General features: G+C 56.7%; 22 protein-coding genes. 16 read left to right on the top strand and 6 right to left on the bottom strand.

All coding sequences use genetic code 11. The features are described 5' to 3' along the window. The first annotated feature begins 2 nt into the window (after positions 1 to 2). The 11 genes from BW956_RS19650 (at position 3) to BW956_RS19700 (ending at position 8,968) form a co-directional block, all read left to right on the top strand. Positions 3 to 845 (top strand): ParA family protein, encoded by an 843-nt coding sequence (locus BW956_RS19650; RefSeq protein WP_010324480.1) that lies wholly within the window; start codon positions 3 to 5, stop codon positions 843 to 845. After that, on the top strand, positions 845 to 1,741 hold the full coding sequence (locus tag BW956_RS19655; protein WP_076465623.1) for a ParB/RepB/Spo0J family partition protein: 897 nt from the start codon (positions 845 to 847) through the stop codon (positions 1,739 to 1,741). The genes BW956_RS19650 and BW956_RS19655 overlap by 1 nt, the downstream gene beginning before the upstream one ends. 145 nt (positions 1,742 to 1,886) lie before the next feature. Continuing rightward, positions 1,887 to 2,309, top strand: coding sequence for an ATP synthase subunit I (locus BW956_RS19660; RefSeq protein ID WP_010324482.1), 423 nt, complete (start codon positions 1,887 to 1,889; stop codon positions 2,307 to 2,309). Between the two features lie 26 nt (positions 2,310 to 2,335). Next, positions 2,336 to 3,175, top strand: a complete 840-nt coding sequence (gene atpB, locus BW956_RS19665; RefSeq protein WP_010324483.1) for a F0F1 ATP synthase subunit A — start codon at positions 2,336 to 2,338, stop codon at positions 3,173 to 3,175. 81 nt (positions 3,176 to 3,256) lie between these two features. After that, positions 3,257 to 3,484, top strand: a complete 228-nt coding sequence (gene atpE, locus BW956_RS19670; RefSeq protein ID WP_010324484.1) for a F0F1 ATP synthase subunit C — start codon at positions 3,257 to 3,259, stop codon at positions 3,482 to 3,484. Positions 3,485 to 3,554: 70 nt separating this feature from the next. Continuing rightward, positions 3,555 to 4,025: a F0F1 ATP synthase subunit B gene (locus tag BW956_RS19675; protein WP_010324485.1), complete on the top strand. Its 471-nt coding sequence runs from the start codon at positions 3,555 to 3,557 to the stop codon at positions 4,023 to 4,025. Between the two features lie 12 nt (positions 4,026 to 4,037). Further along, positions 4,038 to 4,574: a F0F1 ATP synthase subunit delta gene (locus BW956_RS19680; protein ID WP_010324486.1), complete on the top strand. Its 537-nt coding sequence runs from the start codon at positions 4,038 to 4,040 to the stop codon at positions 4,572 to 4,574. Positions 4,575 to 4,589: 15 nt separating this feature from the next. Next, positions 4,590 to 6,134, top strand: a complete 1,545-nt coding sequence (atpA, locus tag BW956_RS19685; RefSeq protein ID WP_076465625.1) for a F0F1 ATP synthase subunit alpha — start codon at positions 4,590 to 4,592, stop codon at positions 6,132 to 6,134. Positions 6,135 to 6,208: 74 nt separating this feature from the next. Further along, on the top strand, positions 6,209 to 7,072 hold the full coding sequence (gene atpG / locus BW956_RS19690) for a F0F1 ATP synthase subunit gamma (RefSeq protein ID WP_010324488.1): 864 nt from the start codon (positions 6,209 to 6,211) through the stop codon (positions 7,070 to 7,072). Between the two features lie 37 nt (positions 7,073 to 7,109). Further along, positions 7,110 to 8,507 (top strand): F0F1 ATP synthase subunit beta, encoded by a 1,398-nt coding sequence (gene atpD / locus BW956_RS19695; protein ID WP_010324489.1) that lies wholly within the window; start codon positions 7,110 to 7,112, stop codon positions 8,505 to 8,507. Positions 8,508 to 8,542: 35 nt separating this feature from the next. Beyond that, a complete protein-coding gene (locus BW956_RS19700) occupies positions 8,543 to 8,968 on the top strand; it encodes a F0F1 ATP synthase subunit epsilon (protein ID WP_010324490.1) in 426 nt (141 codons plus the stop codon). 92 nt (positions 8,969 to 9,060) lie between these two features. Here BW956_RS19700 and BW956_RS19705 read toward each other — a convergent pair whose 3' ends face one another. Then, positions 9,061 to 9,801: a TrmB family transcriptional regulator gene (locus tag BW956_RS19705; protein WP_076465628.1), complete on the bottom strand. Its 741-nt coding sequence runs from the start codon at positions 9,799 to 9,801 to the stop codon at positions 9,061 to 9,063. A 116-nt stretch (positions 9,802 to 9,917) separates the two neighbouring features. Here BW956_RS19705 and glmU point away from each other — a divergent pair, with 116 nt between their 5' ends. Then, positions 9,918 to 11,285, top strand: a complete 1,368-nt coding sequence (gene glmU / locus BW956_RS19710) for a bifunctional UDP-N-acetylglucosamine diphosphorylase/glucosamine-1-phosphate N-acetyltransferase GlmU (RefSeq protein ID WP_076465631.1) — start codon at positions 9,918 to 9,920, stop codon at positions 11,283 to 11,285. Positions 11,286 to 11,287: 2 nt separating this feature from the next. Then, on the top strand, positions 11,288 to 13,114 hold the full coding sequence (gene glmS / locus BW956_RS19715) for a glutamine--fructose-6-phosphate transaminase (isomerizing) (protein WP_076465633.1): 1,827 nt from the start codon (positions 11,288 to 11,290) through the stop codon (positions 13,112 to 13,114). A 14-nt stretch (positions 13,115 to 13,128) separates the two neighbouring features. Here glmS and BW956_RS19720 read toward each other — a convergent pair whose 3' ends face one another. After that, a complete protein-coding gene (locus BW956_RS19720) occupies positions 13,129 to 13,572 on the bottom strand; it encodes a YbaN family protein (protein WP_076465636.1) in 444 nt (147 codons plus the stop codon). 96 nt (positions 13,573 to 13,668) lie between these two features. Beyond that, positions 13,669 to 14,280 carry a PGAP1-like alpha/beta domain-containing protein gene (locus BW956_RS19725; protein WP_076465639.1) on the bottom strand — a complete coding sequence of 204 codons (612 nt, stop codon included), beginning with the start codon at positions 14,278 to 14,280 and terminating at the stop codon, positions 13,669 to 13,671. Positions 14,281 to 14,448: 168 nt separating this feature from the next. Here BW956_RS19725 and BW956_RS19730 point away from each other — a divergent pair, with 168 nt between their 5' ends. Beyond that, on the top strand, positions 14,449 to 15,939 hold the full coding sequence (locus tag BW956_RS19730) for an FMN-binding glutamate synthase family protein (protein ID WP_076465642.1): 1,491 nt from the start codon (positions 14,449 to 14,451) through the stop codon (positions 15,937 to 15,939). A gap of 54 nt (positions 15,940 to 15,993) precedes the next feature. On the opposite strand, the gene BW956_RS19735 is transcribed toward BW956_RS19730, so the two are convergent. Further along, positions 15,994 to 16,203: a PA3496 family putative envelope integrity protein gene (locus tag BW956_RS19735; protein WP_010324497.1), complete on the bottom strand. Its 210-nt coding sequence runs from the start codon at positions 16,201 to 16,203 to the stop codon at positions 15,994 to 15,996. Positions 16,204 to 16,370: 167 nt separating this feature from the next. Further along, entirely contained in the window at positions 16,371 to 17,273 is a 903-nt protein-coding gene (locus tag BW956_RS19740; RefSeq protein WP_076465645.1) for an SIS domain-containing protein, read from the bottom strand. A gap of 189 nt (positions 17,274 to 17,462) precedes the next feature. On the opposite strand from BW956_RS19740, the gene BW956_RS19745 reads away from it, so the two are divergent. Both BW956_RS19745 and BW956_RS19750 read left to right on the top strand, forming a co-directional pair. Then, positions 17,463 to 18,542 carry a TRAP transporter substrate-binding protein gene (locus BW956_RS19745; RefSeq protein WP_139327238.1) on the top strand — a complete coding sequence of 360 codons (1,080 nt, stop codon included), beginning with the start codon at positions 17,463 to 17,465 and terminating at the stop codon, positions 18,540 to 18,542. Between the two features lie 69 nt (positions 18,543 to 18,611). Continuing rightward, a complete protein-coding gene (locus BW956_RS19750) occupies positions 18,612 to 19,313 on the top strand; it encodes a class I SAM-dependent methyltransferase (protein WP_076465647.1) in 702 nt (233 codons plus the stop codon). Between the two features lie 283 nt (positions 19,314 to 19,596). Here BW956_RS19750 and thiC read toward each other — a convergent pair whose 3' ends face one another. Beyond that, entirely contained in the window at positions 19,597 to 21,486 is a 1,890-nt protein-coding gene (gene thiC, locus BW956_RS19755) for a phosphomethylpyrimidine synthase ThiC (protein ID WP_076465650.1), read from the bottom strand. Positions 21,487 to 21,501: the final 15 nt, after the last annotated feature.

A 21,501-nucleotide genomic window follows, 5' to 3' on the forward strand; every position in this document is an offset into this window, starting at 1 on the left:
GCGTGGCCAAGATCATCACCATCACCAACCAGAAAGGTGGCGTGGGCAAGACAACGACCTGCGTCAATCTGGCAGCCTCATTGGCGGCAACCCATAAACGGGTACTGATGATTGATCTGGACCCCCAGGGTAATGCCACCATGGGCAGCGGTATCGACAAGCATGCGCTGGAGCACTCGGTGTATGAGCTGCTGACCGGTCAGGCCGATGTACGCGCCTGCATCCTCACCGATACCGAATGTGGTTACCATGTAGCCGGTGCCAACGGTGATCTGACTGCGGCCGAAGTGGAGCTGCTGCAGCTGCCACGACGCGAGTTCCGCCTCAAGATGGCACTGACCGATGTCATGGATGACTATGACTACATCCTCATCGACAATCCGCCCTCACTGAGTCTGCTGACGGTCAATGCACTGGCGGCCTCATCCGGTGTCATCATCCCGATGCAGTGTGAATACTATGCGCTGGAAGGGATCAGTGCGCTGGTGGGCACCATCAACAAGATCAATCAGCGCCTCAACCCTTCGCTGCGTATCGAAGGCATACTGCGTACCATGTTTGATCCGCGCATGAGCCTGACCAAAGACGTTTCCAGTCATCTGGTCGAGTATTTTGGCGATAAGGTATACCGCACGGTCATTCCGCGTAACGTACGCCTGGCCGAAGCGCCCAGTCATGGCCTGCCGGCACTGCAGTATGACAAGCACTCCCGTGGTGCCCTGGCCTATCTGGCACTGGCCGGCGAGCTGATTCGACGCACGGAACAAGAAGCCGGTGATAGCGCAGCTGAAGCAGCGACAGCGGAAGAGGTTACAGAGGCAACAACGGAACAGGAAACGGATTGATGGTGGCGAAAAAAAGGGGATTGGGGCGCGGTCTGGATGCGCTCCTGTCGGATGTATCTGCCGACAATGTGCAGGCAAACGACTCAGCGGACAACACCGCCGGCGTAACAGCAGACCAGCCTCTGCGTGAGCTGGCGCTGGAAGATCTGCAACGCGGCCGTTACCAGCCGCGTCGCGATCTGGAACCCCAGGCGCTGGAAGATCTGGCCAGCTCCATCAAGTCCCAGGGCGTCATGCAGCCCATCGTTGTACGCCCGCTGGATGATGGCCGCTATGAGATCATCGCCGGCGAGCGCCGCTGGCGTGCGGCGGAAATGGCGGGCCTGAGCCGTATCCCGGCCATGGTGCGGGATGTGCCTGATGAAGCGGCCATTGCCATGGCGCTGATCGAAAACATCCAGCGCGAGAACCTGAACCCGATCGAAGAAGCCATTGCGCTGCAACGCTTGCAGACCGAGTTTGAGCTGACGCAGCAACAAGTGGCCGATGCGGTAGGCAAGTCCCGCTCAACCATTGCCAACCTGCTGCGTCTGATGAGCCTGAGCGATGAAGTGAAGCGGATGCTGGAATACGGTGACCTCGAAATGGGCCACGCCCGTGCCTTGCTGGCGCTGGAAGGTCTGCTGCAGATCAAGGCGGCCGATGAAGTGGTCGCCAAGGGGCTGTCGGTACGTGAAACCGAACAGCTGGTAAAACGTTATCAGCAGCAGGGCGAGGCACCCGAACCCAAGCCGGCGGTTCAGCCGGATCCCGAGTTGCAGCAGCGTGCAGGTGAACTGTCACAGCGCTTTTCGGCGCCTGTCAGCATCAAGGCAAGCAGCAACGGCAAGGGCCGGATTGCGATCGATTTCAAATCCCGTGAAGAGCTTGATGCCATTCTGCAGCTGCTTGGCTAGGCCGCTGCAGAGGGGGAGGGGTTAAAGGGATGATCCTGCTAAGACCTTAGTGCAAAAGGGTCCGGTTTCAGTTGAGAATATGAGGGCAAATGCCTATAATCGGGCCGCAATTTGGGCACTGTTCAGGCTGAAAGCAGGATCGAAATTGAGAAAAGATGAGGCAGGACAGGCGCCGGCAGCGCGCAGTCGCCATGGGCGACGCAGCTTTGGCGGCTTCATGCGCATCTTTGCCTACCAGGCCGCGTTGGTACTGTTGGTATCTGCGGCCTGTTTGCTGCTCGGCACAGTAGAAGCCTATTCAGCCCTGCTGGGCGGGCTGCTTTACCTGCTGCCCAACTTGTATTTTACCTGGCGTGCCCTGGGTAACCGGCACGACAGTAGCGCACGACACGTACTGGTCAGTATGTACGCGAGCGAAATAGGGAAAATGATGCTGGCGGTCGCGCTTTTCAGCGCAACCTTCCTGCTGGTTCGACCTCTGAGCCCATTTTCCCTATTTGGCACCTTCATATTGCTGCAACTATCCGGATGGATGCTGCAATTGAAGCTGTTCAAGACCAGTTCCTGAAAAACTTTGAATGAGAGACGCTGAGAATGGCAAGTGGAACAGTTACATCCTCAGAATACATATCCCACCACCTGACCAACCTGACATTCGGTCTTCATCCCGAAAATGGCTGGGGGTTTGCACATGGTGCAAATGCTGCTGAGACAGCACAGCAGGCGGCGGAGATGGGTTTCTGGGCAATCAACGTGGATAGCATGCTCTGGTCTGTTGGCCTGGGTCTTCTATTTGTATGGTTCTTCCGCAAGGTGGCCAAGTCCGTGACTTCCGGTGTTCCGGGCGGAGCACAGAACTTCGTTGAGAGCATCATCGAGTTCATCGATGACAGCGTGAAGGGTATCTTCCATCACAAGAATCCGGTGATCGCGCCGCTGGCGCTGACCATCTTCGTCTGGATCTTCCTGATGAACCTGATGGACCTGGTGCCGATCGACTGGGTTCCGTACATTGCCGGCCAGATGGGTATCGGCTACTTCAAGATTGTACCGACCACCGACGTTAACATTACCGGTGGCATGGCGTTCAGTGTCTTTGGCCTGATCGTGTACTACAGTATCAAGCAAAAAGGCATCAGCGGTTTCCTGAAAGAGCTGTCTTTCCAGCCGCTGCCGAAAGTTTTTGCACCGTTCAACCTGTTCCTGGAAATCGTAGGCCTGCTGGCCAAGCCGGTATCCCTGGCTCTGCGACTGTTCGGTAACATGTATGCCGGTGAAATGATCTTTATCCTGATCGCGCTGTTGCCGTTCTGGGCACAGTGGGTGCTGTCTGTGCCCTGGGCGATCTTCCACATTCTGGTCATCACGCTGCAGGCGTTCATCTTCATGGTCCTGACGATTGTCTACCTGGCCATGGCTCACGATGATCACTGAGTGCGATCGGATAGCTAACGATTTACTTTTGTAAAACTCTGAAAACTTAAACTTAACCTTGAAAAACTGTTGGAGAAGAAAATGGAACTGCTGTATATCGCTGCTGCTCTGATGCTGGGTCTGGGTGCAATCGGTGCTGCTATCGGCATCGGTATCCTGGGTGGCAAATTCCTGGAAGGTGCTGCTCGTCAGCCTGAGCTGGTACCGCTGCTGCGTACCCAGTTCTTCATCGTCATGGGTCTGGTCGACGCGATCCCGATGATCGGTGTGGGTCTGGGCCTGTACGTCCTGTTCGCTGTTGCTGGCTAATAAGTAGTTTGGATAGCGTTTTACCCATTTCGGGTAACTACTTAATCAGACAACCGCGAGAGGTAATGGCGTGAATATCAATCTCACCATCATTGGTCAGGCCATTGCATTCTTCCTCTTCGTCGTATTTTGTATGAAATACGTCTGGCCGCCGATCACCGGCGCGCTGGCTGAGCGTAAGAAGAAGATTGCCGAAGGGCTTGATGCGGCCGACCGTGCTGAACGTGATCTGAAGCTGGCTCAGGAAAAAGCCGCTGACGACATGCGTTCAAGCAAGGAAGAGGCAGCCGCCATCATTGAACAGGCCAACAAGCGGGCTAACCAGATTATCGAAGAAGCCAAAGAGCAGGCACGTGAAGAAGCAAATCGCGTGAAAGCATCTGCTCAGGCTGAACTCGATCAGGAAATCAACCAGGCACGCGAAGCTCTGCGTGCACAGGTTGGCGTACTGGCAATTGCCGGTGCCGAGAAGATTCTGGAAGCCTCTGTTGACGAAAAAGCGCACGCGCAGCTGGTTGAGAAACTGGCCGCTGAGCTTTAAGCGAGGTTTACGATGGCTGAACTCAATACAGTCGCTCGGCCCTACACCAAAGCCGCGTTCGAATTTGCGCGCGACAAGGGCAACCTCGATCAGTGGTCCAATCTGCTGTCCCTGGCCGCTCAGGCGGTCCAGGACAGCGATCTGGATCAACTGCTGGGTAATCCGGCACTGACAGCTGAACAGAAAGCGGGGCTGGTCATCGCCGTCTGCGAAAAGCAGATTGACGATGCCGGCAAGAACTTTATCAGCCTGCTGGCTGAAAACCGCCGTCTGGCGCTGTTGCCGGAAATTTCTGCACAGTTCGACATTCTGAAAGCAAACCTGGAAATGAAGGTCGATGTTGACCTGACCACCGCGTTCGCTCTGGATGACGCACAGCAGGAAAAACTGGCGCAAGCCCTCAGCAGCAAGCTGGGTCGTGAAGTGAAGCTAACCTCCCAGGTGGACAAGTCCATCATCGGTGGTGTGGTCGTTCGCTCCAGTGACCTTGTGATCGATGGTTCCGTTCGTGCACGACTGGCGAAACTGGCCGAAGCGATGAATTCCTGAGTGTGAGGAATAACAATGCAGCAACTGAATCCTTCTGAGATCAGCGAGATTCTCAAGAAGCGCATCGAAAAGCTCGACGTGTCTTCTGAAGCCCGTAACGAGGGCACCATCGTCAGTGTTTCCGATGGTATTATCCTGATCCACGGTCTTGCCGACGTTATGTACGGCGAGATGATCGAATTCCCGGGTGGCGTCTACGGTATGGCGCTTAACCTGGAACGTGACTCTGTAGGCGCCGTAGTACTGGGCGACTACCAGGGTCTGGTAGAGGGCATGACTGCCCGTTGTACTGGTCGTATCCTTGAAGTACCGGTAGGTCCGGAACTGCTCGGTCGCGTTGTAGACGCGCTGGGTAACCCGATCGACGGCAAGGGTCCGGTCGACGCGAAAATCACCGACGCTGTTGAAAAAGTAGCGCCGGGCGTAATCGCACGTCAGTCTGTTGATGAGCCGGTTCAGACCGGTCTGAAAGCAATCGACGCGATGGTGCCGGTTGGTCGTGGTCAGCGTGAGCTGATCATCGGTGACCGTCAGATCGGTAAGACTGCTATCGCTATCGATGCGATCATCAACCAGAAAGGCACTGGTATTAAATGTATCTACGTTGCGATCGGGCAGAAACAGTCCACTATCGCTAACGTGGTACGCAAGCTGGAAGAGCACGGCGCAATGGATCACACCATCGTCGTGGCTGCAGGTGCTGCCGATCCGGCTGCCATGCAGTACCTGGCACCGTACGCCGGTGCAACCATGGGTGAATACTTCCGTGACCGCGGTGAAGACGCGCTGATCGTATTTGACGACCTGACCAAGCAGGCTTGGGCATACCGTCAGATCTCTCTGCTGCTGCGTCGTCCGCCGGGCCGTGAAGCATACCCGGGTGACGTATTCTACTTGCACTCCCGTCTGCTGGAACGTGCGTCCCGCGTCAATGCCGATTACGTTGAACAGTTCACCAATGGCGAAGTGAAAGGCCAGACCGGTTCCCTGACCGCGCTGCCGATCATCGAGACCCAGGGTGGCGACGTATCTGCGTTCGTACCGACCAACGTTATCTCCATCACCGACGGTCAGATCTTCCTGGAAACCAGCCTGTTCAACTCTGGCGTACGTCCTGCAATCAACGCAGGTCTGTCCGTATCCCGAGTTGGTGGTTCTGCCCAGACCAAGATCATCAAGAAGCTGGGTGGCGGTGTGCGTCTGGCACTGGCTCAGTACCGTGAGCTGGCAGCGTTCGCACAGTTCGCTTCCGACCTGGATGATGCTACTCGTGACCAGCTGGAACACGGCCAGGCCGTTACCGAGCTGATGAAGCAGAAGCAGTACTCGCCGATGTCCGTCGCTGACATGGGTCTGAGCCTGTACGCTGCCAACGAAGGCTTCCTGAAAGGTGTCGAGCTGGACAAGATCGGTGCTTTCGAAACAGCCCTGGTCGCCTACTTCAACAGCGAACACGCTGATCTGATGGCGAAAGTGAACGAGAAAGGCGGTTACGACGACGAAATCGCGGCTCAGTTCAAGGCTGGCATCGAGAAGTTCAAGTCTACCCAAACTTGGTAATCGCTCGTCAGAGCTGGTGACCGGCCAGTAACACCGGCCGGTCCAATACTGAGTCAAGTTTAATAGGCGGAACTATGGCAGTCGGAAAAGAGATTAAGACGCAGATTGCGAGCATTGGCAGCACGCGCAAGATCACCAGCGCCATGGAAATGGTTGCTGCGTCGAAAATGCGCAAGGCCCAGGATCGCATGCAGTCTTCACGTCCGTACGCCCAGCGCATCCGTGGTGTGATTCAGCACCTGGCGAAAGCCAACCCTGAATACCAGCACCTCTATATGCAGGAGCGTGAGGTCAAACGAGTCGGTTTCATTGTTGTGGCATCCGACCGTGGCCTCTGTGGCGGTTTGAACGTTAACGCGTTCAAGGCAGCTGTAAGCAAAATGAAGGAATTCCATGATCAGAACATCGAAGTTGATGTCTGTGCACTGGGTTCCAAGGCAATCACCTTCTTCCGTAACTTCGGCGGTAACGTCGTAGCAGCGAAAGGCGGTCTCGGCGATGCGCCGGAACTGGAACAGCTGATCGGTTCGGTCAAGGTGATGCTGGATAACTTCGACGAAGGCAAACTGGATCAACTGTTCATCGTGTCTAACGACTTCGTGAACACCATGACCCAGAAGCCGACCGTTGAGCAGCTGCTGCCGCTGAAGGCGGAAGACGATGATGAGAATCTCAACCATCACTGGGACTATCTGTATGAACCTGACGCGGAAGAGCTGTTGAACGGCCTGCTGACGCGTTACATCGAGTCCCTGGTCTATCAGGCCGTGGTTGAGAACAATGCCTGTGAGCAGGCAGCACGTATGCTGGCGATGAAGAACGCAACCGATAACGCCGGCAACCTTATTGATGAGCTGCAATTGGTATACAACAAGGCTCGTCAGGCGGCGATTACTCAGGAAATTTCCGAGATCGTCGGTGGTGCTGCTGCTGTTTAACGCAGTGAACAGGTTTAAAAGTTAAGAGGATCCGAACATGAGTAGCGGACGTATTGTTCAGATTATCGGTGCGGTTGTGGACGTGGAATTCCCGCGTGACAACGTACCGAAGGTTTACGACGCATTGACCGTCGAAAAAACCGGCCTGACACTGGAAGTTCAGCAGCAGCTGGGCGACGGTGTCGTACGTGCAATTGCCATGGGTCAGACTGAAGGTCTGAACCGTGGTCTGGAAACAGTCAACACTGGCGCACCGGTATCTGTACCGGTTGGTACGGCCACTCTGGGTCGTATCATGGACGTTCTGGGTAACCCGATCGACGAATGTGGTCCGATCGGTGAAGAAGAGCGTTACGCCATCCACCGTAAAGCGCCGTCCTACGCGGATCAGGCTGCGACCAACGAACTGCTGGAAACCGGCATCAAGGTTATCGACCTGGTATGCCCGTTCGCCAAGGGTGGTAAGATCGGTCTGTTCGGTGGTGCCGGTGTAGGTAAAACCGTAAACATGATGGAGCTGATCAACAACATCGCGACTCAGCACTCCGGTCTGTCTGTATTCGCAGGTGTAGGTGAGCGTACTCGTGAGGGTAACGACTTCTACCACGAGATGCAGGAAGCTGGCGTTGTTAACGTTGAGCAGTTCGACAAGTCTAAAGTAGCGATGGTCTACGGTCAGATGAACGAGCCGCCTGGCAACCGTCTGCGTGTAGCTCTGACCGGTCTGACCATGGCGGAAAAATTCCGTGATGAAGGCCGTGACGTACTGCTGTTCGTCGACAACATCTACCGTTACACCCTGGCGGGTACTGAGGTATCTGCACTGCTGGGTCGTATGCCTTCTGCGGTAGGTTACCAGCCGACTCTGGCGGAAGAGATGGGCGTTCTGCAGGAGCGTATCACCTCTACCAAGACTGGTTCCATCACGTCTATCCAGGCGGTATACGTACCGGCGGATGACTTGACCGACCCGTCTCCGGCGACCACCTTCTCCCACCTTGACGCGACTGTAGTACTGTCTCGTCAGATCGCGGAGCTGGGTATCTACCCGGCGATCGACCCGCTGGATTCCACTTCTCGTCAGCTGGATCCGTTGGTTATCGGTCAGGAACACTACGAAATCGCTCGTGGCGTGCAGTCTACTCTGCAGCGTTACAAGGAGCTGAAGGACATCATCGCGATCCTGGGTATGGACGAGCTGTCTGAAGAAGACAAGCAGACTGTATCCCGTGCGCGTAAGATCCAGCGCTTCCTGTCTCAGCCGTTCTTCGTAGCTGAAGTATTTACCGGTGCACCGGGTAAATACGTGCCGCTGAAAGAAACCATCCGTGCCTTCAAGGGCATCCTGGATGGTGAGTACGATCACCTGCCGGAGCAGGCGTTCTACATGGTCGGCACTATCGACGAAGCAGTCGAGAAAGCGAAAGGCCTGTAATCGTTCCGAGCGGAACCTTTTAAGAGGTAATCAAGATGGCTATGACTGTTCATTGTGACATCGTAAGTGCTGAGGAGGAGATCTTCTCCGGCCTTATCGAATTTGTCTCCGTGACAGGTAGCCTGGGTGATCTGGGTGTATACCCGGGTCACGCTCCGCTTCTGACGGAACTGAAACCAGGCCCTGTCGAGCTGCGTACGCAGGGCGGTAAAGAAGACGTGTTCTACGTCTCCGGTGGCTTCATTGAAGTCCAGCCGCACAAAGTGACAGTGCTGGCTGATACAGCACTGCGCGCGGGTGATCTGAGTGAAGCTGCAGCAATTGAAGCCCAGAAGCATGCCGAGCATGCGATGGCCGACAAGACCGGCGAGTTTGAATACTCCCGTGCTGCGGCCCAGTTGGCTGAAGCAGCTGCCCAGCTGCGAACCCTGCAGCAGATTCGTCGCAAGGCCGGCAAGTAACCGGTTTTCCGACAACGCACAAAAAAGCAGCCTTCGGGCTGCTTTTTTTGTGTCCTGAAAAAGCCTTGGATCTTGACCCTTTCGTATGCCTGTTACAGCAGGCCCCAGAGCGTATTAAAGATAATCTGCTGAGCTGCTGCCACTTCCCGTGAATCGATTACCACCGCCGTCGGGTAATTATCGGACGCCAGCGAAATGATGGCACAGCGGGGCGGATAAATAGCGATATAGGCCGCATCCACAGGCCCTTCGGTACGAATCCATTTGCGCTCCGACAGCTCTGCGCTTTCCCCCCCTTCACCAATGGCAATGGCGCGCACACGAATCCCGCGTGCGATACGCTGCGCAGTAAAGTTCGGGAAAGGCCGGTAGAGCAGAGGCCGTATGGGCTTGGAGGAGAATACGGAATAGACCGGATCGTCCTGGGCACCGACACGATTAAGTACGTCACGCAGGACCTGCTCGATACCGGCGTCACCTTCATAGAACTCCACATTGGCGATGCTGAAGTCCGGCTTGAGATGATGCAGATCAGGAATCACCGAGGTTTTCAGCTGGTCGATGGCACGGTCCAGCTGTTCGCGCCGTTCATCGGCCAGTTGCAGCAGAACCTCAGGCTCACGGGCAGAAAAGTAACGCCGCTTGCCACGGGGCTGGTAGGTGACAATACCGCGCTGCTGCAGGCTCTTCAGGCATTCGTATGTACTGCCGCGATTGACACCGGCACGTTCAGCAATGGTTCGAATTGAGCTTGGGCCGGATGCCAGTAATGCCCTGTATACAAGGACATCCCGCTCACTCAGGCCAAGTTGTTCGAAGAGAGTTTGATTCATTTTGTCATTTTATTTGTGACAATTGGTCTTGATCGTTGAGCAGTATAAGCTAAAGTCGTGCCAAACGTATATGAAGGTGGTGTGACAGATCCCGCACTGCCGAGGCATGAGACTTTATGAAAACGGATGTAGTGATTCTGGCTGCCGGACAGGGTAGTCGCATGAAATCGGCGCTGCCCAAGGTGATGCATACCCTGGCGGGAAAACCCATGCTGCAGCACGTAATCGACAGTGCGCGTCAACTCCAGCCGCATGGCCTTCATGTGGTCATCGGTCATGAGGGCGAGCAGGTCGAGCAGGCGATGGCAAACCAGAGCTTGAGTTTTGTCTGGCAGCGCGAGCAGCTGGGCACCGGCCACGCGGTGGCGCAGGCGATGCCGAATATCGATCAGGAATCTGTTGTGCTGGTGCTCTACGGTGATGTGCCGTTGACGCGCCCGGATACGCTGGAAAAGCTCACGCAAATTGCTGCCCAGGGTGATCTGGGCCTGCTGACGGTGACACTTGAAGACCCGACTGGCTATGGCCGTATTATCCGTAACGCTGTGGGTGATGTGGTGGCGATCGTTGAGCACAAGGATGCTACCGAGCAGGAAAAGTTGGTGCGTGAAGTGAATACCGGCATTCTGGCACTGCCATCGGCTGCGCTGCATGAGTGGCTGCCGCGCCTGTCCTCCGACAATGCCCAGGGCGAATACTACCTCACGGATGTGATTGCCATGGCTGCAGAAGAAGGTGTGCGTGTGCGTGCGATTCAGCCGGAAGCCGAGCAGGAAGTCCAGGGCGTTAACAACCGTATGCAACTGGCACAACTGGAGCGCTGGTATCAGCGTCAGCGAGCAGAGACGCTGATGGCATCGGGCGTAACCCTGGCCGACCCGGCACGCATCGATATTCGGGGCGAACTGACGGTTGGCCAGGATGTGCTGATCGATATCAATGCCATTTTTGAAGGCGAAGTGGTGTTGGAGGACGGTGTCGAGATCGGCGCCAACTGCATTATCCGTAACGCCCGTATTGGCGCCGGCACATGTATTGAAGCCAACTCCATGATCGACGGTGCGGTTGTTGGGGAACATGCCCAGATTGGTCCTTTTGCACGACTGCGCCCCGGCACTGAGCTGTCGGCCGGGAGTAAGGTCGGCAACTTTGTCGAAACCAAGAAGGCACGTATCGGCGCCGGCTCCAAGGTCAATCATCTGAGTTATATCGGTGATGCCGAGGTAGGGGCTGACGTTAACGTGGGCGCGGGTACGATTACCTGCAACTATGACGGGGTCAATAAATCCACCACCCGGATCGGTGACGGCGTTTTTATCGGTTCCAACAGCGCACTGGTAGCCCCTGTCGACATCGAGGCGGGCGCAACCGTGGGGGCCGGCTCGACCATCACCAAAACAGTTGGTGAAGGACAACTGGCAGTGGCCCGTGGCAAGCAGGTGAATCTGAACAACTGGCCCAAGCCAACCAAAAAGGAATCCTGAGCATGTGTGGAATTGTTGGTGCCATTGCAGAGCGCCCGGTTGCCGGTATTTTGCTGGAGGGCTTGCGTCGACTGGAATATCGCGGTTATGACTCGGCGGGGGTGGCCCTGCTGGAACAGGACCATATTCACCGCCTGCGTCGTATCGGCAAGGTGAAAGCGTTGGCCGACGCCTGTGAGCAGACGTCGATGCCCGGACGTCTGGGCATTGCGCACACCCGTTGGGCCACCCATGGCAAACCCTCTGAAGCCAACGCCCATCCGCATATGTCAGGTGAACGCCTGGCGGTGGTGCATAACGGCATTATTGAAAATTTTGAACCGCTTAAGCAGGAGCTGCAGCAGCAAGGGTACAGTTTTTCATCGGAAACCGACACCGAGGTGGTCGCACACCTGATCGACAGTGCCATGCAGTCTGGCGCGACCGTGCAGCAGGCGCTACAACAGACGCTGACCCGTCTGGAAGGTGCCTTTGCATTGGGTGTTATCCATGCCGATCAGCCGGATCAACTGCTGACAGCGCGAAAAGGCAGCCCGCTGGTGATTGGTGTGGGCATTGGTGAAAACTTTATCGCCTCGGATCAACTGGCACTGTTGCCGGTTACGGACCGCTTCATGTTCCTGGAAGATGGCGACATTGCCATCCTCAAGGCGGACAGCATTCAGGTGCTGAATGACGCGGGTCAGCCGGTTGAGCGGGCGATTTCGACCTACGAGCATGGCCAGGGCAGTGCCGAAAAGGGCAGCTTCCGCCACTTTATGCTCAAGGAAATCTACGAGCAGCCTGCAGTCATGCAAGCGGTGCTGGAAGGGCGTGTTGCCTCTGGTCATCTGCTGGAGCAGGCGTTTGGCAGTGAAGCCGCAGCCGTGTTTGATCAGGTCAAGCAGGTTCAGATTGTTGCCTGTGGCACCAGTTTCCATGCCGGTATGGTCGCCAAGTACTGGATTGAGGAACTGGTGGGCATTCCCTGTATGGTCGAAGTGGCCAGTGAATTCCGCTATCGCCCGGTGGTACTGCCGCAAGGCACCTTGCTGCTGACCTTGTCCCAGTCGGGTGAGACTGCCGATACCCTGGCGGCACTGCGTGAAGTGAAAGAACGTGTGCTGGCGACACTGGCAATCTGCAATGTGCCGGGCAGTTCACTGGTGCGCGAGTCCGACCTCAGTTTGATGACCAATGCCGGCCCGGAAATCGGTGTTGCTTCAACCAAGGCGTTCACCTCACAGCTGGTGGCCTTGATGCTGACGACTATTGCACTGGGGCGTCGCCATGGTCTGGAGAAGCAGAAGGAATCGGAACTGATTGCAGCCCTGCAGCAGCTGCCTGCTCTGCTGGAGCAGTTGCTGGCGCTGGATGGTCCCATTGAAGCCATGTCGGCTCACTTTGCCGAGAAGCATCACGCCTTGTTCCTGGGGCGCAACAGCCTGTATCCAGTGGCCATGGAAGGGGCGCTCAAGCTCAAGGAGATCTCCTACATCCATGCCGAGGCCTATCCGGCCGGAGAGCTCAAGCACGGCCCTCTGGCGCTGGTGGACAAGGAGATGCCGGTCATCGCCGTGGCGCCGCGTAACGGCATGCTGGACAAGCTCAAGGCGAATCTGCAGGAAGTGAAGGCGCGTGGCGGTGAGCTGTTTGTGTTTGCCGGCTGTGAGGAGAGTATCCAGCCGCAGGAGGGCATGCACGTTATACATCTGCCGGCGATGCCATCAGTACTGGACCCGATCGCTTTTACCCTGCCGCTGCAACTGTTGTCCTACCATGTAGCGGTGCTCAAGGGCACGGATGTAGATCAGCCGCGTAACCTGGCCAAAAGTGTGACCGTGGAATAATCACTGAAACTGGCTCAGCGCTTGGAAGGATCCGAGTGCTTGAGCCAGCTTAGCTGGCGGGACGCGGGTTCAGGTCGGGACCAGACTACCCAGGCGCCGGTGGCGAGCAAAGCCAGTACGGGCATCAGCACCAACGGGTGGCGAATAAACACCAGTATCAGTGCCAGCGCGACCAGCATGCCACCACTGGCAACCCACTTGGTGTGTCGGTCGATGTAACCGCCGGCTTCCCAGTTACGCAGACGGGGGCCAAACAGACGGTGCTGTTCGATCCAGCGGCGCAGGCGGGGTGAGCAACGTGAAGCGCTCCAGGCGGCAATCAGCACAAACACCGTCGTCGGCATGCCCGGCAATACCACGCCAATCAGAGCCAGGGCAATACAGACCCACGTCAGCAGATGCCAGCCCCACCGGGTCCAGCGAGTGTTATCTGTGTGTGAATACCTGTCCTGTTCCATGCTTCAGGCCCCTGCCCCTTTGGCTATCAGTATAGATAATGAGCCAAACCCCGACAGATGGACAATTTATCTGCTCATTGCTTGCGATAGTTCAAGTTAATCGGGTGCGGGTGCAGCCAGAACCTCAAGAATATAGCCCAGAACCCTGCGCGAATAGATCAGGCTGGTATGACTGAGCGGAAACACACGGTGTTCGGTCATACCGGTAATGCGTGTTTCATCGAGTAGCACCGTGCCATCGGAATCCGAACCGCGTCTCAGCAGGGGCATCAAGCCAACGGGGAGGTCGCCAGCGATGCTGTAGAGACGGGCGTCAAAGGGCCAGTGCTGATTGTCATTGAGCAGATACTCGATACTGTTTTTCAGCATGGCCTTAAGGCGGGAACCATGGATTTCACGTGCCAGGTGGCTGCCCTTATGCGGGGTACCCAGAGTGATCACGCGGTCGATCCACTGACTGGCCGGGCGCTGTGACTCCAGGTAGCGGCGTGCAATGAGTCCGCCCATGGAGTGGCACACGAATGCAGCGGGGGAGGCATCGATAAAATCATCGATGCGCTGGCAGATGCTCTCCAGATCTGGCGACAGGGTGTTGTAACTCAGGTTCAGAATCTCGTATCCCTGCTTTTCCAGACGACGGCACAACGGCTGCATCACCAGCCCTGACATATACAGTCCATGTAACACAACGACCTTGGCAACGGCCATGGGGCAGACCTCTTCCTTGTTTGGGGGTGGATGGTTTACATGCAGATGACATTCAGATTACTCCGCATTGAGCGTCTGTAAAGCCTGTTCTTGTCCGGGCTGAGGTCATGGCTGTCGAGCGAGCAGCGGAGTAGGATAGGGGCGTTCAAGCAATGGAGCACGGATGAGATGAACGAGACCCTTTTCATGCTGGCCATCGACTTTATCGCGCTGATCGGTGTGATTGTGCTGCTGCTGATTGTGGCGGCGCTGGTCACCGGCGTGGTGATGTATCAGATCGACAAGCGTCAGACGGCCCACACCATAAGACGCAACTACCCTTTACTGGGACGTTTCCGTTACATCTTTGAAGAGCTGGGAGAGTTTTTCCGGCAGTACTTTTTTGCCATGGACCGCGAAGAGATGCCGTTCAACCGGGCGCAGCGCTCCTGGGTGTATCGGGCGGCAAAAAACATCGATAACACCATCGCTTTCGGCTCTACCCGTGATCTGCGCAAGCCGGGTACCTACTACTTTCTCAACTGCCCCTTTCCGACCCTGAGTGAGGATGCGGCCGGCACCCAGCCCATGCGGATAGGTCCCTATTGCCGTACGCCTTATGAAGCGCCTTCGTTCCTGAATGTGTCGGGCATGAGTTTTGGTGCTCTGTCGGCGCCTGCGGTAACGGCCCTGTCCAAGGGGGCGGCGCGGGCCGGCTGCTGGATGAACACCGGTGAGGGCGCTCTGTCCAAGTATCATCTGGAAGGTGGCTGTGACATCGTGTTCCAGATTGGTACCGCCAAATACGGTGTGCGCAATTCCGAGGGGCGCCTGGATGATGCCAAGCTGGCCAAGGTTGCCGAGATTGAGCAGGTACGCATGTTCGAGATCAAGCTGAGTCAGGGCGCCAAACCGGGCAAGGGCGGTATTCTCCCCGGTGACAAGGTTACGCCGGAAATTGCTGAAACACGTGGTATTCCGGTGGGGCAGGCATCCATCAGCCCCAACCGTCATCCCGAAATCGCCAGTATTGATGACCTGCTCGACTTTATTGCCCATGTGCGTGAAGTGACCGGCAAACCGGTGGGGTTCAAACTGGTATTGGGCTCGACCGACTGGCTGGACAGCTTCTGTGAAGCCGTATTGAAGCGGGGCAGTGAAGCGGCGCCGGACTTTATTACGCTGGACAGCTCCGACGGCGGTACCGGGGCTGCACCCATGCCGTTGATGGACAGTGTGGGCCTGCCATTGAGGGAAAGCCTGCCGCTGCTGGTGAACAAGCTTCATCAGCATAATCTGCGCAACCGGGTGCGTATCATCGCCTCAGGCAAGCTGATCAACCCCACGGATGTGGCGGCAGCGATCTGCCTGGGTGCGGATTTCGTGGTAACCGCACGCGGTTTCATGTTTGCACTGGGCTGTATTCAGGCCCTGCAGTGCAACAAGAACACCTGTCCCACCGGCATTACCACCCATGACCCCAAACTGCAGCAGGGGCTGGTGCCCGATGTGAAAGCCGAGCGCGTGGCCAACTTCCACCAGAACCTGGTGCACGAAGTTGAGCTGATTGCGCATTCGTGCGGCGTCACCGAGCCCCGTCAGCTGCGGCGTGAGCATGCAGCCGTCGTAGTGGATGGCGGTGGTGCGGTACCGCTCAATATTCTGTATCCGAACTCATAGTTTCCAGAGTTCGGAAAACAAAAAGCCCGTTCCTTGCGGAGCGGGCTTCACACGCTATTCGTTTTCTTCAAACCAGGATTCTTCATCAAGCCAGGTAGAGAGCTCCTTGTCCTCTCTGCGGCGTTCGATGGCGCGCCTTGCTTCCAACAGCCGGCGGGTCGCGTGCTGCTTGCGACGATTCTTTTCTTCGACATCGTAACCCACCATGATGTCGAAAACCTCGGTCTGGATGGGATCCAGGTCCTGCTCTTTCCTTATCAGCATAGCCTTGCTCCGATCTCAGGGTCGCTGTAATCAGGAGACTTTGTGTCTGTCTGATGACAGCAAACACAGTGGAGATTCTTATTTACCCCAATATTGGTGAAATTTCAAACACCCTGGGGCCAAGTCAAGACTAAAAGAGGAGTATGTCAGGGGTGTGACGGCGAGTATTACTCGCCGTCGGTGTCATCACTGCTGGGACGGCGCAGTGGTGGAATGCGTTTGTCGTTCTGGCGCAGGCTGCGCAGACTGCGTTTGATGGTTTTGAGGTGATCAACCAGCGCAGGGCCCAGTTTCATGGCAACGCCGACTGCCAGGACATCAATAATGACCAGATGCACCACTCGGGAGGACATCAGGGTGCTCAGGTCCTTGTCTTCCTCCACATCCACATGGATGGGGATGGTGGCCAGATCGGCCAGTGGTGTACCGCCCGGGCAGAGCGTAATGACCGTCGCGCCCTTGTCGCGGACCAGTTTCACGGTATGGAGCAGGTCCTTGGTGCGGCCGGTCTGGGAAATGGCGACGACAACATCACCCTCACCCAGTGTCAGGGCCGAGATAGTCTGCATATGCGGGTCGGAATAGGCGGCAGCCGAGACCATCAAACGGTAGAACTTGTGCTGGGCGTCGGCACAGACCGGCGCCGAGGCACCAAAGCCGTAGAATTCAACACGTTTGGCCTTGGCCAGGGCATCAATGGCTTCTTCCAGCGTACCAGGCTCCAGCTGATCACGGATGTTGATCAGGTTGCCGATCATCGAGTCGAAGATCTTCTGCTTGAACTCGATCACCGTATCCTTGGAGTCCAGCGAGAACTGCTCAAAGCTGGCATTGCTGGCCAGCCCCTGTGCCAGGGTCAGTTTGAAATCCTGAAAGCCGTCATAATCCAGGGCACGACAGAAGCGCACGACCGTGGGTTCGCTGACCTGGGCTTCAGAGGCCAGATCGACGATCCGCATGTGGATGACATCATTGGGGTTGGCCAACACATAATCGGCCACCTTCTGTTCCGACTTGCGCAACCGCGGTCGAGCTTCGGCAATGGATTTAAGCAGGTTAAAGGAGTTCATCTCCGAGGATTCCGGTTAATCATTGTTTTAACGGCAGTATAACAATGAATGGGATACCCGCCCATGACTCCATGCGTCAGCGGATGAGCACTTTAGGCCAGTTTGCGTGGGTCAATTGCAGGGGGGGGGGGAGCATGCTAATTTCATCTGGTTTTCACACAAAAACTACAACGAATAAGGAATTCTCACGTGAAACGCAGACAATTTATTCGCGGCGCAGGTGCCGCGACTGTAGCTGCTGGTGCGATGATGTCATCCAAGGCGATGGCGGCCCCTGAATTCAAGTGGAAAATGGTCACTACCTGGCCGAAAAACTTCCCGGGTCTGGGCACCGGTGCCAACCAGCTGGCCGAGATGATCAACAAAATGTCCAACGGCCGCATCCAGGTCAAGGTGTACGGTGCCGGTGAACTGGTCGGTGCACTGGAAATCTTCGATGCTGTTTCCCGCGGCACCGCGGAAATGGGTCATGGTGCTTCCTACTACTGGAAAGGCAAAAGCACGGCTGCACAGTTCTTCGCAGCGGTACCTTTTGGCCTGACCGCTCAGGAAATGAACGCCTGGCTGTACCAGGGCGGCGGTATGGAGCTGTGGGAAGAGGTATACGACAAGTTCGGTCTGGTGCCGGGTGCCGCAGGCAACACCGGTGTACAGATGGGCGGCTGGTTCAACAAGGAAATCAACGGCGTTGAAGACCTCAAGGGTCTGAAAATGCGTATCCCGGGTCTGGGCGGTGAAGTGCTCAAGCGTGCCGGCGGTACCCCGGTGCTGCTGCCGGGTGGCGAGATCTTCCCGTCACTGCAGTCCGGTGCCATTGATGCCACCGAGTGGGTAGGTCCGTACAACGATATGGCATTTGGTCTGCACAAGGCCGCCAAGTACTACTACTACCCGGGCTGGCATGAGCCGGGCACCACGCTGGAGTGCTTCATCAACAAGGAAGCCTTCATGGCCCTGCCGGAAGACCTGCAGATCATCGTGCGCAACGCCCTGCGTGTAGCCAACCAGGACATGCTGGCCGAGTTCATGACCAAGAACAACCAGGCACTGGACCAGCTGGTCAACAAGCACGGTGTCGAGCTGCGCAACTTCCCGGACGATGTCATGATCAAGCTGCGTGAGATCTCTGATCAGGTTGTGGCTGAGGAAGCCGAGAAGGATGAGATGACCAAGAAGGTGTATGACTCCTTTGTCCAGTTCCGCGACCAGGTGCAGAAATGGACAGCCGTTTCTGAGCAGGCCTACATCAACGGCCGTTCACTGGGTTGATCGGACGATGTAAGTAAATGAAAAGGCTGGAGATTCTCCGGCCTTTTTTGTGTCTACAGGAGAGATCCGATGTCTGATTCATTGCAGGAACTGCGTGACTACCTGATCCGCCACCATGGCGGGGATGGTCAACGGGCCGCCACCCGAACGCTGGAAGGACATGCCCGTAACCATGATGACAACTTCCGCCGCTTCTGGGCAGAGCATGCTGCCCCGCAACTGCAGCAGGGCAGCCGAGTCGTGGATCTGGGCTGTGGCCCCGGCCTGTTTTTACGTGACCTGTCCCTGACCAGCCCGGCGCTTGAACTGGTGGGGGTTGAAGCGGCGCCGTATATGCTGGAGCAGGCCTGTGAGGATGACTACGACTTCAGCATTCGGGTGGCGGACCTGAATGACCCGCCTGCAGACCTGTTTGAGCACACCAGTCTGGATGTGGCGCTGGCCAATCGGTTATTTCACGAGCTGCATCAGCCACTGGTGCTGCTGCAAAAGCTACATGACTGGCTCAAGCCCGGTGGAGTCTTGATTGTGATTGATATGGTGCGTCAGCCATTGGGCAGCTTTCTGACGCATAAATTTGGCAAGGATCGACTGGATGAACCCCTGGGGGCGAAGGAGATGGCGGCTCTGTTCGAAGACTACTTTGAACACAACCGCTATCACGACTCGGACCTGCTGGCGCTACTGGCCATGACCGGCTTTGAAATTCTGGCTGATGAGCCGATTCGCAGTGGCCGCGCCGTGCAGATTGCGGCCAGACGGCCGTACTAGTATCGAGCCTAAAGTACCCGGTTAAATACCCGGGACAAAGGGCACGCCGCAGCAGCCCGACAGCATCAGGCTAGCCGTCGCGAGGATCAGGAATCGTTTCATCTGGAGCATCTCCCAAAAAGTCCGCTAGTTTAGCGCTCCAAGGGCATTATGTCCGATGGTTATGACATTTTTACAGGAACGACGCCAGGTAGTCGTCCAGCTCCTGAGTACTGGAAAAATATTCAGGTCCGGCAATGCCTTCACAGTTCAGGGCCCCCTGACGGGCAAGGGGCCCTGAAGGTCACACCTTGTGATACAGCTCGGCGCCGCTGCCTTTGAATTCCTCTGATTTCTCTTTCATGCCCTGTTCGGCCTGGGCCTTGATAGCAGCGACCTGGGTGTCATCCAGATCACGTACTTCCTGAGAGATCTTCATGGAACAGAACTTGGGTCCGCACATGGAGCAGAAGTGTGCCACCTTGGCTGATTCCTTCGGCAATGTTTCATCGTGATAGGCGCGGGCGGTGTCCGGGTCCAGACCGATATTGAACTGGTCTTCCCAACGGAACTCGAAACGTGCCTTGGACATGGCGTTGTCACGGATCTGCGCACCCGGGTGGCCTTTCGCAAGGTCGGCGGCATGGGCGGCGATCTTGTAAGTGATGATGCCGGTTTTAACGTCGTCCTTGTTGGGCAGGCCCAGGTGCTCCTTCGGGGTGACGTAGCAGAGCATGGCGCAGCCGTACCAGCCGATCATCGCCGCGCCGATCCCGGAGGTGATGTGGTCGTAGCCCGGCGCGATGTCGGTGGTCAATGGGCCCAGGGTGTAGAAGGGCGCTTCCTCGCACTCCGTGAGCTGCTTGTCCATGTTCTCCTTGATCATGTGCATGGGCACATGGCCGGGGCCTTCAATCATCACCTGCACATCATGCTTCCAGGCAATCTTGGTCAGCTCGCCCAGGGTTTCCAGCTCGGCGAACTGGGCTTCGTCATTGGCATCGTAAACCGAGCCTGGACGCAGGCCGTCACCCAGTGAAAACGCCACATCGTAGGCCTTGCAGATCTCGCAGATCTCTTCGAAGTGGGTGTAGAGGAAGTTCTCTTCGTGGTGCGCCAGACACCATTTCGCCATGATGGAACCGCCGCGGGAGACGATGCCGGTCATGCGTTTGGCGGTCAGCGGTACGTAGCGCAGCAGTACGCCGGCGTGAATGGTGAAGTAGTCCACGCCCTGTTCCGCCTGTTCGATCAGGGTGTCGCGGAACACTTCCCAGTTCAGGTCTTCGGCCACGCCGTTGACCTTCTCCAGTGCCTGATAGATGGGTACGGTGCCGATCGGAACCGGTGAGTTGCGCAGGATCCACTCGCGGGTTTCATGGATATTCTTGCCGGTGGACAGATCCATGATGGTGTCGGAGCCCCAGCGGGTGCCCCAGGTCATCTTGGCGACCTCTTCCTCGATGGAAGAGCCCAGCGCCGAGTTACCGATGTTACCGTTAATCTTCACCAGGAAGTTGCGGCCGATGATCATCGGTTCCAGTTCCGGGTGGTTGATGTTGCAGGGGATGATGGCACGGCCGGCAGCGACTTCATCGCGTACGAATTCCGGTGTGATCTCTTCCGGCAGCTGAGCGCCGAATGCCTGACCCGGGTGCTGTTCGGCCACCGGGTTGCCCGCGGCTTTGGCCTTGGCCAGTTTCATGTTTTCGCGGATGGCGATGTATTCCATCTCTGGCGTGATGATGCCCTGACGCGCGTAGTGCAGCTGGGTCACGTTCTTGCCGGCCTTGGCACGGCGCGGCTGGCGGGTGAGCTCGAAACGCAGCTCGTCCAGACGCAGGTCGGCGGCACGGGTACGGCCGTATTCGGAGGTAAGGCCGTCCAGTTGTTCGGTGTCGTCACGCTCCAGAATCCAGTTTTCACGCAAGGGGGCCAGGCCTTTGCGTACGTCAATTTCCACCGTTGGGTCAGTGTAAGGGCCAGACGTATCGTAGACGTACAGCGGATCGTTCTTTTCGCCGCCCATATCGGTGGGGGTGTCGTCCAGAGTGATCTCGCGCATGGGCACGCGAATGTCAGGGCGACTGCCTTCGACATATACCTTCCGCGATTTCGGGAAGGGCTGTACGGAGTCCTTGTCGACTTGGGCGGTGTTACTCAGGTGCTGGTTGCTCAAATGCTGTGTGCTCATCATCTCTCCAGAGAC

Origin of the sequence: Marinobacterium stanieri, from assembly GCF_900155945.1 — a bacterium.
Classification (GTDB): Bacteria; Pseudomonadota; Gammaproteobacteria; order Pseudomonadales; family Balneatricaceae; genus Marinobacterium; species Marinobacterium stanieri.